We start from the raw sequence: 15,172 nt of genomic DNA, 5'->3' as shown, positions 1-15,172 counted from the left end.
TTGTAAAGAACTATATAATTATTATGAATAATCTAACAGCTAAGGGGATGAAAATATGTTTGAAAAAGAAATTATAAATATTTTAATTAATTTTCATAATGATTCTTTCACAATCATTGATAAAAAAGAGAATGTAATTTACTGGAGTGACAGAGCTGCGAAAATCTTCGGTATGCCTAAAGATTATGTCCTCGGTAAAAAAATAACTGATATCTTTTCTGAAGATAAGCTGATTATGATTAAATCTCTGCGCGAAAATAAAGTGATTCAAAGACAACAGCACAGGGCGACAGAAAATGTTTATGTTGATATAAAATCAATACCTATTTATATAGATGGCAAAGTAGAAGGCGCGATTGTATCAGAGGTTGATGTAACAGAAAAGATTAAACGGGAAGAACAGATTGAAATGCTGAAAAATAAGGTAAGTTCTCTGTCTAACAGTGTACAGCAGCTCAACGATTCCGAATTTAAGAATATCATTTACAGGAGTCCTGTTATGGAACGTGTGAAAAACCAGATTGAGATGGCTGCGAAAACAAATGCTAACATCCTGATCACCGGAGAAACCGGCGTCGGAAAGGAGCTGTTTGCTCAGGCTGTCCACAGTTCGAGCAAAGCAAAAGGCGATTTGGTTCCGATTAACTGCGGAGCAATACCACATCACTTATTTGAATCAGAGTTATTTGGGTATGAAAAAGGGGCTTTCACCGGAGCGAACAGAGCCGGCAATAGGGGTAAAATCGAATCGGCTGAAAATGGTACATTATTTCTTGATGAAATCGGCGAAATGCCTATTGATATGCAGGTTAAATTTTTAAGAGTGTTACAGGAGAGACAGTATTTTAAACTTGGCGGAAATAAAGAAATGAATACTAATTTCCGTTTGATTTCAGCAACGAACAAAAAAATATCAGACCTTTTATCTTCTGAGGAGTTCAGATCAGATTTGCTGTACAGAGTTAATGTAGTCAACATCCATATTCCGCCCCTGCGTGAGCGTCCCGAAGATATAGAAGCATTATTTTACTATTATTTATACAATATAAGTGAAAAATACGGGATGTCCGTCAGATACGCGAATAAACAGCTGATAAATGAACTGAAAGCATACCGCTGGCCGGGCAATGTCAGGGAACTGATGAATGTAATAGAACGCCTTGTAATTTTTTCCAATGAAGAAACATTAAATAATGAGGTTTTTTATCAATATTTAAATGAAGTCGGTGAGAAAAATACCGTCCCGAAAAATCTATTTAATGATGAAGCAATCGCACTGCGGGATTATGTCGAGAAAGTCGAAGCAGACTATATTAAATATATTCTAGAAGATAATAATAATAACATTGAACAATCCAGTGAAGTTCTTGGAATAAGCAGACCCACTCTCTATGCCAAAGTTAAGAAATTTGGTTTGTAAAAGACAATGGCACGTTTTTTTCTTATAACTTTTATATAGTAAAAAGAGGTGCTTAAGTATGAGAAAAGAAGATGACTTTGTAGTATGCAGATGTGAAAACGTGTATTACTCAGATTTACTGGAAATTATGGAAGACGGTGCTAATAATTCCAGAGAAATTAAATTAAAATCACGTGCAGGCATGGGCTTTTGCAACTCCCGGACATGCGGACCCCTTCTCGAAGCGATGACAGGGGACAACAGCAATGAACTACCCCACTACGTTCATTTAAAATCACAGCCACCGTTACGTACAATTTCATTACTGGATCTCGCAAGGGGGAATAATGATGACTGAAAGAATTATTAAACATAAAATTTTAGAAGATTTAGAGTTAAACACAGTGCCGTTCACATGGAACAACACTGTTCTGTACGGTAATGAGGGGGAAAGTATTACTGCTGCTCTTCTGGCAAATGATATCCGTAAGTTGCGTGAGCATGAAAAAGACAGTCAGCCGCGCGGGATGTACTGCAATATCGGGCACTGCTCAGAGTGTCGGGTTATTGTAAACGGCAAGAAAAATCAGAGAGCCTGTCTGACACCTTTATTAAAAGACATGGCCATAGAACAGCAAATGGAAGTACCTTACGTTGTCAAGGAGGGAAGCCCTTATGTTTGATACCATTATTATCGGTGCCGGCCCTGCCGGCTTATCTGCAGCCCAGATACTTCAAGATGATCAAAAAGTGCTGGTAATTGACGAATATTACCATGCCGGTGGACGACTGCTTGGTCAGCTGTACGAAGAAGAGAAAGGAAAATGGTGGAACGGGCTGAGAATCGCCAAAGAATTAATTTCTGCAGTTGAAAAGAAAAGCGAAATCCTCATCAATACTTCAGTTTACGATGTGGAGCATGATCAGCATTATACTGTACATACAACTGCAGGTGTATTCGACAGTGTTAATTTAATCATCGCAACCGGTGCCAGAGAAAAGTCAACTCCCTTGCCGGGCTGGGATCTGCCCGGTGTGATGACAGTGGGTGCTGCGCAGATACTCACGAATTTCAATCGCGTAAAGCCTGGTAATAAAGGTGTCATTATCGGCATTAATCCTTTATCTATGGTTATTGCAATGGAGTTTGGTTACGCTGATATTGAAGTTGCCAAGATTTGTATGCCGCAGCGCAATATTATAAACACAAAATCACCTAAAGATGCCTTTGAAACGCTGCTCTCTTTAGGCAGTTCCGCCCCGTCGAAATTAATTTCTGCCGGTACGGTACTTGCCGGTAAAGCGAAACCTCTGCATCAAACTGCTTTAAAAATGTTCCCCGCAACCGGCGTAAAAGCATTAGGTTTGCCTATTTCAATTAAAGAACAAGTCCTGTCTATTAACGGCTCTAAAATTGTTGAATCCGTTACAATACAAAAAGCTGGTGCTGAAGGCAGACCAATTCCAAATAGTACATACAATATTGATTGTGACTTCGTATGTATTTCAGACGGACTTGCCCCACTCAGTGAAATTGGCTCTTTACTGAACTTAAAACACGTGTACTCAGAAGCTCTCGGAGGTTACGTGCCGCTGCACAGTAGAACGATGCGAACAGAACTCCCAAATTTGTATGTAGCAGGCAATGTTACGGGAATTGAAAATGCTAAAGTCGCTATGCTTCAAGGAAGGGCAGCCGCTTTTAATATATTAGGATATAGGGGTCGACTATCAGACACTTTAAGGCACATTGATGATGAAAGAAAGAATGCAAAAGTAAAATTTCATAAAGACTTGTTATCCGGCCGCGAAAATCTTGAAAATATATGGCAGGAACATAAAAACACAGTTCATTCCTAACGGAGTGAACTTTTTTATCTCTAATTTTACACTATGTAAACAATACAATAATTTCTTTATAACTATAATTTCATTTTTGGCTTGTGTTAATATAGTCTTAAGCAAAATATTAGAGGATGAATATAATGATTAAACTTGAAAACATTATAGCCGACGACCTGCATATTACTTTAAACAGTTTTTTATATAATTCTATTAACTTATTTAAGTATAATAATGAAGAACTAAACAACTATATTATGAACAAATGTCGTGACAATCCATTAATCTATATCGATGAAGATCATATTCCTATTTCTATATTATCTTACAAACAGACAAATCAGCCGGATGATATCTTGTCAGAACTTTTTCAGTACTTTAATTGCACTCTTTCCGGAAGAAACCAATTAATTATGAATTATTTAATATACTCCTTAAATTCCAACGGTTTTTTGGAAGCGGATACAAATGAGATAGCTCTGTTAATGAGGATAAAAAAAGATATAGTTGAACAATTAATTATTCTGCTCCAAAATTACGACAACAGAGGAATAGGCTGTAAGGATATTACCAGTTTTTTAGCCTTTCAATTAAAGTTAAAACAAGTATATAATGAAAATTTATTTTCGATTTTCACATCTCATTTAGAGGATATTCAAAAGCACGATTACTCATTTCTAAAATCTATTGATGTTAAAAAGACAGAGTTTTTATCCTATGTAGAACTGATTAAAGACTCTTGCGAGTTATTTCCACTTAGCGGAGAAAATTCATCATATACATCACCGGATGCAGCAATTACATTAGATGAAAATAATACCTTCAGCATCCAGATTAATGACTGCTTAATAGATTCCGTAACCTTTGAAGCGATTAGTCTGAATACAGGCAGACAAAAATTTAAGCGCAAAATTGAAAGTTACAAAAAAGACTATGAAGAACTCGTATCCATATTAAATGCGCGGAAGGTTTACTTAGCGGATATACTGACGATTATTGTGAACGTCCAGAATGATTATCTGCTTGGAAATACTTCTTTTCTAAATACTTTAGATCAAAACATGCTGTCAGACTATACTTCGCTCAGTCCAGCGACAATCAGCAGATTGCTGCATAACAAATTTGTCTCAACTCCAAGAGGTATCTTCCCTGTAAAATCGTTACTGTCAAAAAAATGTTCTAAAAATGCTTCAGTCAGTTATGTAATGCATTTTATAAAAAACTTGGCAGGTTTCGAGAAAATGTCTGACAATAAAATTTCAACTATATTAAAAGAGCAGGGAATTTCTATTTCCAGGCGTACCGTCAATAAATATAAAAATCAGTTACTCGAACAACTTTCATTCTAAATAAAAAAGAAGGTATAAAATCTTAAAGATTTTATACCTTCTTAAATTTAATCCAGTTTCTCCATGAGAGATTTCAGTTGATTTACTTCATCTTCCGTTAATCCTAATCTCGGTTTACGTGAAGGTCCTCCGTTTAATCCTTTTAAATCCATTGCTTTTTTAACAATCTGAACGTATTTTCCGGAGTCTTCAAGAAATTCACAAAGTGGCAGCAGATCTTTGTTTAACTTTCTCGCCGCTTCATACTCACCTGTTTTCACATGTTCATATAATTTCTGCGCACTATTCGGTGCTATGTTTGCCGCCACAGACACCCAGCCTGTAGCTCCCAGAACGAAAGATTCATATGCAAGATCATCTGAACCGCAGAAAAATACAAAGTTTGTATTATTAATAATCGCTCGAACTTTGCGGATATCACCGCTGGACTCTTTAATATACTGCACTTTATCCAGCTCTTTATCGATTTTATAAATTGTTTCATTTTCCAAATTCACGTTTGCTGTGAATGGATTATTGTACATCATGATTGGCAAACTGACTGCATCATTAACATCTTTAAACTGCTCAAATGCTTCTTCTTCTGTCGGTGTTTGATAATATGAGTTAATTAATAATAATCCATCTGCATGATTTGCCTCGGCAACTTTTGCATACTCCAGTACTTTGCTGGTTCTCTCATCTGCGATACCTACCAGAAGCTGAGTTTCTGAATCTTTTACCATTTCACCAACGAGTTCAACAATTTGCTCTTTCTCTTCATCATCGAGTGATGCAAATTCTCCTGTACTTCCTACTATAATAATTCCCGGCACTTTAAGATCTAAATAATACTGCACATTTTCTTTCATACCTTCAAAATTTACTGAATAATCCTCGTTCATCGGTGTGATTAAAACTGGAAATGCTCCTTCAAATGTTTTAGTCATAAAAAACCTCTCCTTAAATATAATTTGTATTTATTTACTTAATAAGTTTGGTAACCATGTAACTGAAATTGGTATGAAAATTATTATTATAACTACTAATAATTGAATTAATATAAATGGTATTGTGGCACTGTAAAGCTTTCCAATAGACACTTTTTCTCCTACTGCACTTTTCAGATAAAAAATCGCAAATCCAAAAGGCGGGGTTAAAAATGCCATTTGAAGAACTACCATGAATAATATCGCCCACCATAATGGATCAAATCCTGCTTCAACGATTACTGGCGTGATTATTGGTGCTGCGAGCATAATTAACGCCATTGTTTCTAAAAACATTCCTAGTATTATAATGAACGCTAATGCGAATATTAACACTCCCCATTTACCTCCGGGTGCAGTTGATGCTAAATCTGAGACAAGTTTATTTCCTCCTACACCTGAAAATACTGCGCTAAAAGTAGCTGCTCCAATCAATATCCATGCGACCATTCCTGTCATTTTACTAGATTCAAATATTGACGCTTTTATTTTTTTCCAATCGAGCCTTTTGGTTAAGACACCAATTAAAACTGTACCAAAAACCCCTACACCTGCTCCTTCAGTCGGAGTTGCGATTCCAGTGAAAATTGATCCTAAAACCAAAATTATTAAAATCATCGGGAGTATAATTGTTCTAGTAGATCTAATTTTTTCACCTGTAGATACTCTATCTTCTTTTGCTAATGCAGGCGCGGAGTCTGATTTTGTGTAAGCCATAAATAATATATAGAACACGAAGAGTAAAATAAGAATTATTCCTGCACTCATTCCTCCGGCAAATAAACTAGAAACAGAAACTCCTGTCATAGCACCATAAACAACCATATTTAAACTTGGTGGAATTAATTGACCAAGTGTACCGCCAGCCATAATAGAGCCTAAACTTAACTTTTCATTGTACTTATATTTCATCATCTGAGGCAGCGCAATTAAGCCTAAGCCTATAACTCCTGCGGCAACTACCCCTGATATAGCACCAATAATTGCACCTACAACGATAACAGTAATAGCTAGTCCACCTCGTAAAGATCCTGACCAATGATATATACTTTTAAATAAATCACTAATGATATCGGACTTTTCTAGTAGTATCGACATAAATATAAATAGAGGGATAGCTATCAAAGTGTAATTATTCATTATATTCCAAGTGCCACTTGTAAATAGAGCAGAACTATCGTACCCCCACATTATCAGCGCAAAAATAACACCAGTAAATGCTAAAGAAAATGCGATTGGCACACCCAAGAATAATAAAATTAACAGCAATATAAACATTCCCAAAGGAGCATAATCAAAAATTAAGTCCATTCTACATATCCTCCTTTGTCCAAAGTTTATAAAACTCTGCCAAAGACTGTAACCATAATATAAATGCCGCTATTGGTATGAACCATTTAAACCACCAGATAGAAGGATTAAATGAAGTCTGATGTGCAGAATGTTCCATAATTCTTGTAGATTCAACAGCCAGTTCAATACCTTTTGTTAATAATATAAATGCAGTCACAACGATGATTATATTAACTAAAAATAACAATATTAAGCTTAATTTCCCTTTAATGAAAGGCTGGATTACATCTACGATAATATGACCCTTAATTCTTAAAGTATCTGCTCCCGTAAGCAGAATCATAATTCCAAAGATAAATATAGTAACTTCAAAGCCCCAATCCGGAGAATTACCAAAAAATCTTCTCATTAATACTGTATAAATTACAACTAAAGTGAGCGGTATAATTAAATAAGCCGCAATTGTGCCAGTGAATTTAGATAGTTTTTCTATCCCTTCGATTAATTTTTTCATGGTTACACCTACCTATTCTGTATAGCCTAATTTTTGAGCTTCTTCTGTGTAACCAAGATCATTTAAAACTCTGGCATATTCTTCAACATATTTCTCGCTCAATTCACTTTGTTCTTTATAATCAAGAACCAAATCGAATCCTATCTCTCTCATCTTTTCAACATCTTCTTCTGGTAATTCAATAAATTCTATATCTTCATTCTCTCTCCATACAGTTTCTGCTTTTTTACTCTCTACACCGTATGCTACTGCTGATTCATACCTGACCATATCCCTGGCCACATAGACAGCGGCCTTAATATCTTCTGGTAATTCTTCCCACGCATCAGGATTCACTATTAGTTCTTTATCAGTGCTTGGACCAACATGCAGAGCAGGTTCGATAACATATTTTGTTACTTCATCTAATCCCATTTCTCCGTTAACTAAAAAATCATTAAATTCAGCTGCATCAACAGTACCGAGTTGTAAGCCGGTATATATCTCCGGTGCTGACAGCGATATTGCAGAGGCATCTAAAGCTCCATAAAACTGGGATGCTACTCCAGCTGCTCTAATATTTTTTCCCCTGAAGTCTTCAAGAGATCTAATAGGAACTCTCGAAATTAAAGCTTCTGGAGGCGCATAATCAAATGCTCCTAGATTTTTAATTCCAAACTTCTCATATGCTTTGTTCATTATTGGTTCCAATTCATCAGTTCGATAAAAGTGTTCTTCATATCCTGAAATCGGGTCACCTGGAATAGTACCTCCCCCTAAAGCGAAAACAGGATCTTTACCAGTCCAAAAACCTGTATAAACAGCTCCAATTTCTACAACACCGTTTTTTATCATGTCAAAAGAATCATTCGTAGGAAATAATGTATCTGCTCCAAAAGGTTCAATAATTAATCTACCTCCTGTTATTTCTTCTACAGCTTCTACAAATGGAATTATTGTTCCATCATATCTGGCAGTACCTGGGATTTGATGTGTGACCATGCGCCATTCGTAGACCTCCGTTTCCCCTTCCGGAATTGTTTGCAAAGGCGCACATGCACTCAAAATCACAGAAATAGAAACTGTTAAAAAAATAATAAATGATCTTCGCTTCATATCTTTCCCCCATTGTTATTACCTCTTTATATTTTTACTGTGTGTGAAATTAATGTTTATATAATAAGCATTCTTCAAATATAATTAAAAGAATGCTTATAAGTTTAATGTTTTGATGACGACACTAATAAAATTTTTGTTACTTCATTAGTATCGTTATACCAATGATGTGCTATTGAAGAGTCTATATGAATTGATTCATTTGCACAGAGAGTTTCCTTTTTGCCATCCAATTCAACTTCCAGCTGACCTGAGAGCACATAAACAAATTCCTGACCCGCATGACGGTATGGAACTTGCTGTGACTCACTTGCTTTTAACTCAATAACAGCTGGTATAAAGTCAGGATGTGTCATATCACCAGAGAGACTTGTGTAAGAGAAGGTTTCTCCGCCGATGCTGTCTTGACCTGCTTGTTTCTTTACATTTGAATTGTTGTTTCCAAAGAAAAAGTTTACATCCACTTCCAGTGCATCTGCTATTTTATTCAATGAGGTAAAAGTCAGTGTTCGTAAGCCTCTTTCAATTTGTGACAAAAAGCTGATTGATAAACCGCTGCGGTCACTCAAATCCTGGAGCGTCATCTTTTTGCTTTTTCTTACTTTTCTCAGTTCGCCACCAAATGAATCATTCATATCTTAATTCTTTCCTCTCGTCATATGCTAATCTACTTTATGATTTACAAATACACTTTTCACTTCTATATAATTAGAAATGCCGTATTCTCCGCCCATTTCTCTGCCGATACCTGATTTCTTATATCCGCCAAATGGCATTGTTTCTAATTCAAGGCCAAAATCATTTACCCATACGGTCCCCGCCTGTAATTTACTCGCAATATGGTGTCCTTTCTTAATGCTCTCTGTCCAGACGCTTGCCGCTAAACCATATTCGCTATCATTCGCGCGTTTGATTACTTCATCTACCTCGTCAAACACAAATACAGACATTACGGGCCCAAAAATTTCTTCTCTTGCAATTGTCATATCGTCTTCTACATCCGCAAAAATTGTCGGTTCTACAAAATATCCTTTGTCACCTTTGCGCGATCCTCCAACAAGCAGTCTTGCTCCTTCTTGTTTACCTTTTCTGATATAACCAAGCACAGTGTTTAACTGTTTTTCAGAAACTAACGGACCATATTCAGTGGAATTATCCAGTCCTGGACCGACTACTGCTTTTTCTGCCCTTTCCTTCAATGCTTTTAATACATCATCGTAAATTTTACGCTGAACGAATATTCGCGTCGTTGCACTGCAATTTTGTCCTGAATTGTACATTGTTCCATCAAAAATTCCGTCCAATGCTGTATCAAGATCGGCGTCTTCAAGAACCACTGCCGGTGATTTCCCGCCAAGCTCTAGAGTAGTGCTTTTAATATCCTCCGCAGCATTTTTCATAATAGAACTGCCTGTTTTGGTAGACCCTGTAAATGCGACTTTGTCGACTTGTTTATGTGTAACAAGTGCATTACCAGCTACACTCCCTGAACCGGGTACAACATTGACTACACCATCTGGGAATCCTGCTTCTTTAAACAGTTTAGCTGCATATAATAATGATAATGGAGTCTCCGAAGCAGGTTTAATTACAATTGTGCATCCTGCTGCGAGAGCAGCTCCGAGCTTCCATCCTGCCATCGCCAGCGGATAATTCCATGGAATAATCTGTCCGACCACGCCAACCGGTTCGTGGACTGTGTACGTTAAATATCCGTTTAAGACATTTGTCGTCTGTCCTGATATTTTTGTTGCCCACCCTGAATAATATCTGAAATGCTGTATTGTTCCATCAACATCATCTTCAAGCGCCTGCATATATGGTTTCCCATTATCGAGCGCTTCGAGCTGGGCCAATTCTTCACGATGCTCTTCCAATAAGTCTGCAAATTTGTAAATAATATGTGCACGCTCTGCCGCTTCCATTTTCGTCCATTCGCCATTATCGAAAGCTTCACGTGCAGCTTTTACAGCTGTGTCTATATCTTTTTCATCTGCTTCTGATACTTGAGCAATTACTTCCTCTGTTGCAGGATTCAGTACATCAAAAGTTTTCCCGCTGCTCGCTGGAACATAACTTCCGTTAATGTACAACCCTTTATCCCCATCTAAAAATTCCTGCACACGTGACTTCAAAGTTTCAATTGCCATATGAAAATAATCCCCCTTAAATAGTTTGATTCTTACGACAATTCTAATACCAATTATTTAATAAAGCAATATTTTTTCACTCTGTGTGAAAAAATATCTTAAAAAGACTGCGCTATAATATAATAGCGCAGTCTTTTATTTATCCTTCAGCTTTCTTCAATTTCTTTATGCCGATACCTGTTGCCGCATAGATCATCGCAAATACAATACACAGGTAGCATGGGATTGCCCACATCCAATAGTCGCCAACTCCAACGCCTAATACTTCCAGATAGTAAATTGCGGAAACACCCCATGGAACAAATCCTAATATCATCGTTCCTGAGTCTTCCAGGGTTCTCGACAAGTTTAATCCGTCCATTCCGTTCTTCTTATAGACATCTTTCATCAGGACTCCCATCATAATAATAGATATGGAAGCGACACCCGCTGTAAAGACAATCAGAATACTGCCTAAAATTGTAGAGCCTACAATCTGCCATGATGATTGAACCCACCTCGTAAATGATTCAAGAATCCGGTCCAGACACCCGGCTGCTTCTACAATTCCTGCAAAGGCATAGCCGCAAAATATCGTAACTACAATGGTTACCATAGAGAATATCCCGCCGCGGTTTAATAATGATGATACTGTCTCAGAGAATTCACTGTTTGGATTTACCATATCTACTGAGAATCCGTTAGCCATCGCTGTGAAGCCGTCTACAAAAGAAAAGCCGTTGGAGAACATTCCTATAAAGACTGCGGCAACAGATGATAACAGCATAACCGGTACAATAGGTTTTCTTGAAAAAGCACCCCACAATATAATGACAAAGGGCAGCAGCATAAAAATATTCCAGTTAAATATCGCACTCAGCTCTGAAGTCAAGCCCATTACATTATCGGAGCTCGCAGTACCTGTATCCAGATTCATGCCGACTATCAACCAGACAATCAGACCCGCGAGCGAGGATGGAATCGTCGTCCACAGCATATGTTTTATGTGGTCATATAAATCGACTTCAGCAACTAAAGCTGAAAGATTCGTCGTATCCGAAAGAGGTGACAGTTTATCTCCAAAAATAGCACCGGAAATTATGGCTCCTGCCGCAATTCCTAAAGGAACGTTCATTTCAATTGCAATTCCCATCAGCGCGACACCTGCTGTAGCTGATGAACCCCAGGCAGTTCCTGTGGCAATTGATACTACAGCAGTAATCACAAAGGCTGTAACAAGAAAATAAGTCGGATCTATGATTAATAAGCCGTAATAGATAAGCATTGGAACAGTGCCAGAGTAAATCCATGTACCGACGATAACTCCCACCGCAAAAATAATAAATATTGCCGGCATAGCTGTGTTTAAACGGGTTGTTATACCTTCCTCCATATCTTCCCATGTTAAGCCTACCCTGTAAGCGATAAAAGCCGCATATGCTGCTGATAATAAAAGCAATGGCTGAATAGGTATATCATAATAGCCGAAACCCACCCCAATAATAACTGCCAAAAATAAGAAACAAGATACAGCTTCAAAAAGTGTCGGTGCTCTCTTCATAAAATTTCCCCTTTTGTTTTATTCAAGATCTACAATTTTCTCAGTAATTCCTGCACAGATACCTCTGTTAGCCCCAGCTTGGATAAAGTCAATCCTTCTGAGTAAAAATCACGTTCCAGAATAGTTCCGCCGATGGTAATGACCGCATCGATATTCGGTGTCGCAATACCTGCTGTTTCACCAAGCTCAGACCAGAATACAAGACCATCGGAAATATCTTCTGTAAAGTATCTGGAGTCTACTTCTGTCGGTCCTTTAATTGCACCGTAGACTTCGCTCTTGTTGAACAGTTCCTGAAGTGTACCTTCACTTGTCTCGAAATACCCTCTGTTATATCTGCTCGTAATTGCATCTTCCAGTTCAAAACCAAAAGCTTTGCCGATTGCTATTCGTTCTGCTTCAATTCCTCTCAGCAGTCTGACTGTATGTTTCGTAATACCTTCTTTATATAAGTAAAACTCTCCATTTGAATAGTCTATTCGTCCTGCATTAAGCAATGAAGGCCCTGGATGAACTTCCGGATTGCCATTTTCCATCGTTGAATGCAGCACATTCTCTGCAGGTACCAGACACTGGTAAAGCTCACGGCATATTTCAAGCAGTTCTTCTGTAGCCTCCGCTGGATATGCTGCAAAAAATAATTTTTTCACCCTGAGACCGAGCTCCACTTTAGCTTCTTCAGGAAATGCGCGGGTTCCATATGCAAGAGAATTTGTTTCCCCAATTTTAAAGTTTTTCTCTATGCCGAGCGACCTTGCTTTATTTACAAATCTGAGTGCTCCCATCGCTCCGGCCCCGTTTAAGAATATGACCTGTTCCTCTTTAACAGCAGGGGCCAGCATTTCTGCCATACTTTCTATCGCAAAACCCGGTACGGTCAGCATAATTACATCAGCATCTTTTACTGCTTCTTTGATATCCGTCGTTACCTGGTGAACTTCAATAAAGTTCTCTTCTCCTTTTTCCTGAAGAAAAATACCGCCATTTTCATCAATTTTTTCAAGGTTGCTTGCGAATAATTCATTTTCAAAAAGCACAACTTCAAATCCCCTTTGAGATAAATCCGCTGCTGCAGTAATGCCGCCATTACCGGCTCCAAGTATTGCTATTTTTGAAACTGTCATAGTTAATACATCCCCTTTTTTAAAAATACATTTCAAGAATATCACACCCAGTCGATTTATCAATCACGGTAAATCAATAAAAAAATTCACGGACTGAATTAATCCAGTCCGTGAATTTCTGAAATTATTTACCAGCTCGCTTTTTTCACACCCGGTATCTGTCCTTTGTGCGCCAGCTCTCTGAACTTAATACGTGATAGTCCAAAATCTCTGATGACACCTCTCGGACGTCCGGTTAACTGGCATCTATTGGTTAATCTCGTCGGAGATGAATCTCTCGGCAATTTTCTTAAACCTTCATAATCACCATTAGCCTTCATTTCCGCTCTAAGATTCTTGTAACGTTCTACCATTTCCTGACGCTTTAATTCTTTGACAACTTTTGATTTTTTGGCCATTACAGCCCTCCTTATATAAATCGTAATTATTACGCTTTATAATATACCATATGACTTTAATGACCTCAAACTAATTGTTTCAGCGTAATATTTTTCCATTTTCTTGCCCTTAGCCAGCTCATCGATCATTTTGTCCATATAACGGATTTCCTGCATCAGCGGTTCTTCAATTTCCTCTACTCTCACACCGCAAATGATACCTTTCACTTCATGTCTCGCCGGATTCATTGCAGGTGCCTGGCCAAAGAATTCTTCGAAATTCACTTCCTTGTCTATCTGTGTCTTAAGTTCTTCTTGTGAATATCCTGTCAGCCAGCGGATAATTTCATCTACTTCTTCTTTTGTTCTGTTTTTACGCTCCGCTTTCGCAAGATAATGCGGGTGTACACTGCTGAAACTCATTTTATAAATTTTATGTTCTGCCATAGTCCTTCACCTCTTATTAAGTAGTTATTAACTGACTTGTCTCAATGATTCATTTATAATTAAAACAAACGTACGTTCGTAAGGAGAGTGTGTCAAATGCAGTTAGATGCGGTTGAAGTGCTGTTTTTACATTATGCAGATGGGAAAACTAAAGAAGAAGCTCTCCAGCATGATTTCTGGTTAACTGAATATAACAGAAAACCGGCAGAACTTCTTGCTTCTCTGCTTAATTCAGGCGCCATTGATCAATCACAGGATCTCTCCGTTACTTTAACCAAGTTCACAGTTCCCATTATAAAAGATTTACTCAAAAAGTCGGGCATTAAAGTCTCAGGAAATAAAAACGATTTGATTGAACGAGTTAAACAGCATCAGGAGTTTATCGATTTAACCGGGCTCAAGCTAACCCCTGTCTATATTGTTCATAAATCTTTCGAAACCTTCCTGCATAACACTGCGTTCATAAATTATATCAGCCTTCACGGACCGGTTACCATTGACGAAGCATACAGTTACTACCTGAACCATCCGGACATGACTCCGTCTGAAATCATCATTGCACTGCATGAAGAAAAAATTGCAGAGAACCTCAGCAAACCGAACAAATATGAGGCTGTTAAATGTCATCACCTGCTCTCCGACTATTACAGCAGTGAGCTGAACGACCTTGAAAAGAGTCTTGACCATTTAAATCAGTTCACGATGCTGATTGTCCTGCAGTCCATTCAGAGGTATCTGCAGCTGGAACACGATCAGCAGCGAAACTCTTTTTTTAATATTGATAACTATACGATTGAAAAGTACCGCAATATGTTACTCATGAAACAATTTACGATTAATGAGCTGTACGATAAACTGATGGAACATGCAGCAGTACTTCCTTATTCTGATAATCATATTAGACTGGCTGCCCAATTCATCATCCGGTATATTATCGGCAGTGCACAGGCTGAAATTAAACTGACAGAAGGCCTGGAGGAAACTCAAAACAAAGAATAATTATTTAGACGGAAGCAGAAAACTGCTCCGTCTTTTTTTATGATTTTTTCAGATTATTTTGACTTGGTAAATAAT

General features: G+C 37.7%; 16 protein-coding genes. 6 read left to right on the top strand and 10 right to left on the bottom strand.

Features of this window, described 5'->3' with window-relative positions; all coding sequences use genetic code 11:
- Positions 1-55 precede the first annotated feature (55 nt).
- From DFR63_RS09140 to DFR63_RS09120, 5 genes are all read left to right on the top strand, one after another.
- Complete coding sequence (locus DFR63_RS09140) at positions 56-1,420, top strand: sigma-54 interaction domain-containing protein (RefSeq protein ID WP_115885643.1); 1,365 nt, start codon at positions 56-58, stop codon at positions 1,418-1,420.
- 58 nt (positions 1,421-1,478) lie between these two features.
- Positions 1,479-1,757, top strand: a complete 279-nt coding sequence (locus tag DFR63_RS09135; protein WP_115885642.1) for a (2Fe-2S)-binding protein — start codon at positions 1,479-1,481, stop codon at positions 1,755-1,757.
- On the top strand, positions 1,750-2,082 hold the full coding sequence (locus tag DFR63_RS09130) for a (2Fe-2S)-binding protein (RefSeq protein WP_115885641.1): 333 nt from the start codon (positions 1,750-1,752) through the stop codon (positions 2,080-2,082). Before DFR63_RS09135 ends, DFR63_RS09130 begins: the two co-directional genes overlap by 8 nt.
- A complete protein-coding gene (locus tag DFR63_RS09125; protein ID WP_115885640.1) occupies positions 2,075-3,259 on the top strand; it encodes an NAD(P)/FAD-dependent oxidoreductase in 1,185 nt (394 codons plus the stop codon). The genes DFR63_RS09130 and DFR63_RS09125 overlap by 8 nt, the downstream gene beginning before the upstream one ends.
- Positions 3,260-3,384: 125 nt before the next feature.
- Positions 3,385-4,590: an RNA polymerase factor sigma-54 gene (locus DFR63_RS09120; protein ID WP_115885639.1), complete on the top strand. Its 1,206-nt coding sequence runs from the start codon at positions 3,385-3,387 to the stop codon at positions 4,588-4,590.
- Positions 4,591-4,637: 47 nt separating this feature from the next.
- Here the strand turns inward: DFR63_RS09120 and DFR63_RS09115 are convergent, their stop codons facing one another.
- From DFR63_RS09115 to DFR63_RS09070, 10 genes are all read right to left on the bottom strand, one after another.
- Positions 4,638-5,519, bottom strand: coding sequence for a dihydrodipicolinate synthase family protein (locus tag DFR63_RS09115; RefSeq protein WP_115885638.1), 882 nt, complete (start codon positions 5,517-5,519; stop codon positions 4,638-4,640).
- 30 nt (positions 5,520-5,549) lie between these two features.
- Positions 5,550-6,869, bottom strand: coding sequence for a TRAP transporter large permease (locus DFR63_RS09110; protein WP_115885637.1), 1,320 nt, complete (start codon positions 6,867-6,869; stop codon positions 5,550-5,552).
- Between the two features lies 1 nt (position 6,870).
- On the bottom strand, positions 6,871-7,365 hold the full coding sequence (locus DFR63_RS09105; protein WP_115885636.1) for a TRAP transporter small permease subunit: 495 nt from the start codon (positions 7,363-7,365) through the stop codon (positions 6,871-6,873).
- 12 nt (positions 7,366-7,377) lie between these two features.
- Entirely contained in the window at positions 7,378-8,460 is a 1,083-nt protein-coding gene (locus DFR63_RS09100) for a type 2 periplasmic-binding domain-containing protein (protein WP_115885635.1), read from the bottom strand.
- Positions 8,461-8,564: 104 nt separating this feature from the next.
- Positions 8,565-9,095 (bottom strand): helix-turn-helix domain-containing protein, encoded by a 531-nt coding sequence (locus tag DFR63_RS09095; RefSeq protein ID WP_115885634.1) that lies wholly within the window; start codon positions 9,093-9,095, stop codon positions 8,565-8,567.
- Positions 9,096-9,122: 27 nt separating this feature from the next.
- Complete coding sequence (locus tag DFR63_RS09090; protein ID WP_115885633.1) at positions 9,123-10,610, bottom strand: aldehyde dehydrogenase family protein; 1,488 nt, start codon at positions 10,608-10,610, stop codon at positions 9,123-9,125.
- A gap of 139 nt (positions 10,611-10,749) precedes the next feature.
- Positions 10,750-12,150 carry a Na+/H+ antiporter NhaC gene (gene nhaC / locus DFR63_RS09085; RefSeq protein WP_115885632.1) on the bottom strand — a complete coding sequence of 467 codons (1,401 nt, stop codon included), beginning with the start codon at positions 12,148-12,150 and terminating at the stop codon, positions 10,750-10,752.
- A gap of 29 nt (positions 12,151-12,179) precedes the next feature.
- The gene (locus tag DFR63_RS09080) at positions 12,180-13,274 is read right to left on the bottom strand and encodes an NAD/NADP octopine/nopaline dehydrogenase family protein (RefSeq protein ID WP_115885631.1); all 1,095 of its coding nucleotides are present in this window, start codon (positions 13,272-13,274) and stop codon (positions 12,180-12,182) included.
- 128 nt (positions 13,275-13,402) lie between these two features.
- Positions 13,403-13,672 carry a 30S ribosomal protein S14 gene (gene rpsN, locus DFR63_RS09075; RefSeq protein WP_115885630.1) on the bottom strand — a complete coding sequence of 90 codons (270 nt, stop codon included), beginning with the start codon at positions 13,670-13,672 and terminating at the stop codon, positions 13,403-13,405.
- Positions 13,673-13,708: 36 nt separating this feature from the next.
- Entirely contained in the window at positions 13,709-14,098 is a 390-nt protein-coding gene (locus tag DFR63_RS09070; protein ID WP_115885629.1) for a DUF2200 domain-containing protein, read from the bottom strand.
- A 96-nt stretch (positions 14,099-14,194) separates the two neighbouring features.
- On the opposite strand from DFR63_RS09070, the gene DFR63_RS09065 reads away from it, so the two are divergent.
- Positions 14,195-15,097, top strand: a complete 903-nt coding sequence (locus DFR63_RS09065) for an SAP domain-containing protein (protein WP_115885628.1) — start codon at positions 14,195-14,197, stop codon at positions 15,095-15,097.
- Positions 15,098-15,172 lie beyond the last annotated feature (75 nt).

Source organism: Jeotgalicoccus halotolerans (genome assembly GCF_003387165.1).
Taxonomy (GTDB): domain Bacteria; phylum Bacillota; class Bacilli; order Staphylococcales; family Salinicoccaceae; genus Jeotgalicoccus; species Jeotgalicoccus halotolerans.
The sequence above is the reverse complement of the archived record's forward strand: the minus strand, read 5'-3'. Positions and strand labels throughout refer to the sequence as shown.

Excerpts from the sequence above, each read along its gene's own strand:
- DFR63_RS09125 (WP_115885640.1), top strand. The coding sequence starts at position 2,075 with ATGTTTGATACCATTATTATCGGTGCCGGCCCTGCCGGCTTATCTGCA.
- DFR63_RS09115 (WP_115885638.1), bottom strand. The coding sequence starts at position 5,519 with ATGACTAAAACATTTGAAGGAGCATTTCCAGTTTTAATCACACCGATG.
- rpsN (WP_115885630.1), bottom strand. The coding sequence starts at position 13,672 with ATGGCCAAAAAATCAAAAGTTGTCAAAGAATTAAAGCGTCAGGAAATG.
- DFR63_RS09135 (WP_115885642.1), top strand. The coding sequence starts at position 1,479 with ATGAGAAAAGAAGATGACTTTGTAGTATGCAGATGTGAAAACGTGTAT.
- DFR63_RS09080 (WP_115885631.1), bottom strand. The coding sequence starts at position 13,274 with ATGACAGTTTCAAAAATAGCAATACTTGGAGCCGGTAATGGCGGCATT.
- DFR63_RS09070 (WP_115885629.1), bottom strand. The coding sequence starts at position 14,098 with ATGGCAGAACATAAAATTTATAAAATGAGTTTCAGCAGTGTACACCCG.
- DFR63_RS09120 (WP_115885639.1), top strand. The coding sequence starts at position 3,385 with ATGATTAAACTTGAAAACATTATAGCCGACGACCTGCATATTACTTTA.
- DFR63_RS09140 (WP_115885643.1), top strand. The coding sequence starts at position 56 with ATGTTTGAAAAAGAAATTATAAATATTTTAATTAATTTTCATAATGAT.
- nhaC (WP_115885632.1), bottom strand. The coding sequence starts at position 12,150 with ATGAAGAGAGCACCGACACTTTTTGAAGCTGTATCTTGTTTCTTATTT.
- DFR63_RS09090 (WP_115885633.1), bottom strand. The coding sequence starts at position 10,610 with ATGGCAATTGAAACTTTGAAGTCACGTGTGCAGGAATTTTTAGATGGG.
- DFR63_RS09065 (WP_115885628.1), top strand. The coding sequence starts at position 14,195 with ATGCAGTTAGATGCGGTTGAAGTGCTGTTTTTACATTATGCAGATGGG.
- DFR63_RS09130 (WP_115885641.1), top strand. The coding sequence starts at position 1,750 with ATGACTGAAAGAATTATTAAACATAAAATTTTAGAAGATTTAGAGTTA.
- DFR63_RS09110 (WP_115885637.1), bottom strand. The coding sequence starts at position 6,869 with ATGGACTTAATTTTTGATTATGCTCCTTTGGGAATGTTTATATTGCTG.
- DFR63_RS09105 (WP_115885636.1), bottom strand. The coding sequence starts at position 7,365 with ATGAAAAAATTAATCGAAGGGATAGAAAAACTATCTAAATTCACTGGC.
- DFR63_RS09100 (WP_115885635.1), bottom strand. The coding sequence starts at position 8,460 with ATGAAGCGAAGATCATTTATTATTTTTTTAACAGTTTCTATTTCTGTG.
- DFR63_RS09095 (WP_115885634.1), bottom strand. The coding sequence starts at position 9,095 with ATGAATGATTCATTTGGTGGCGAACTGAGAAAAGTAAGAAAAAGCAAA.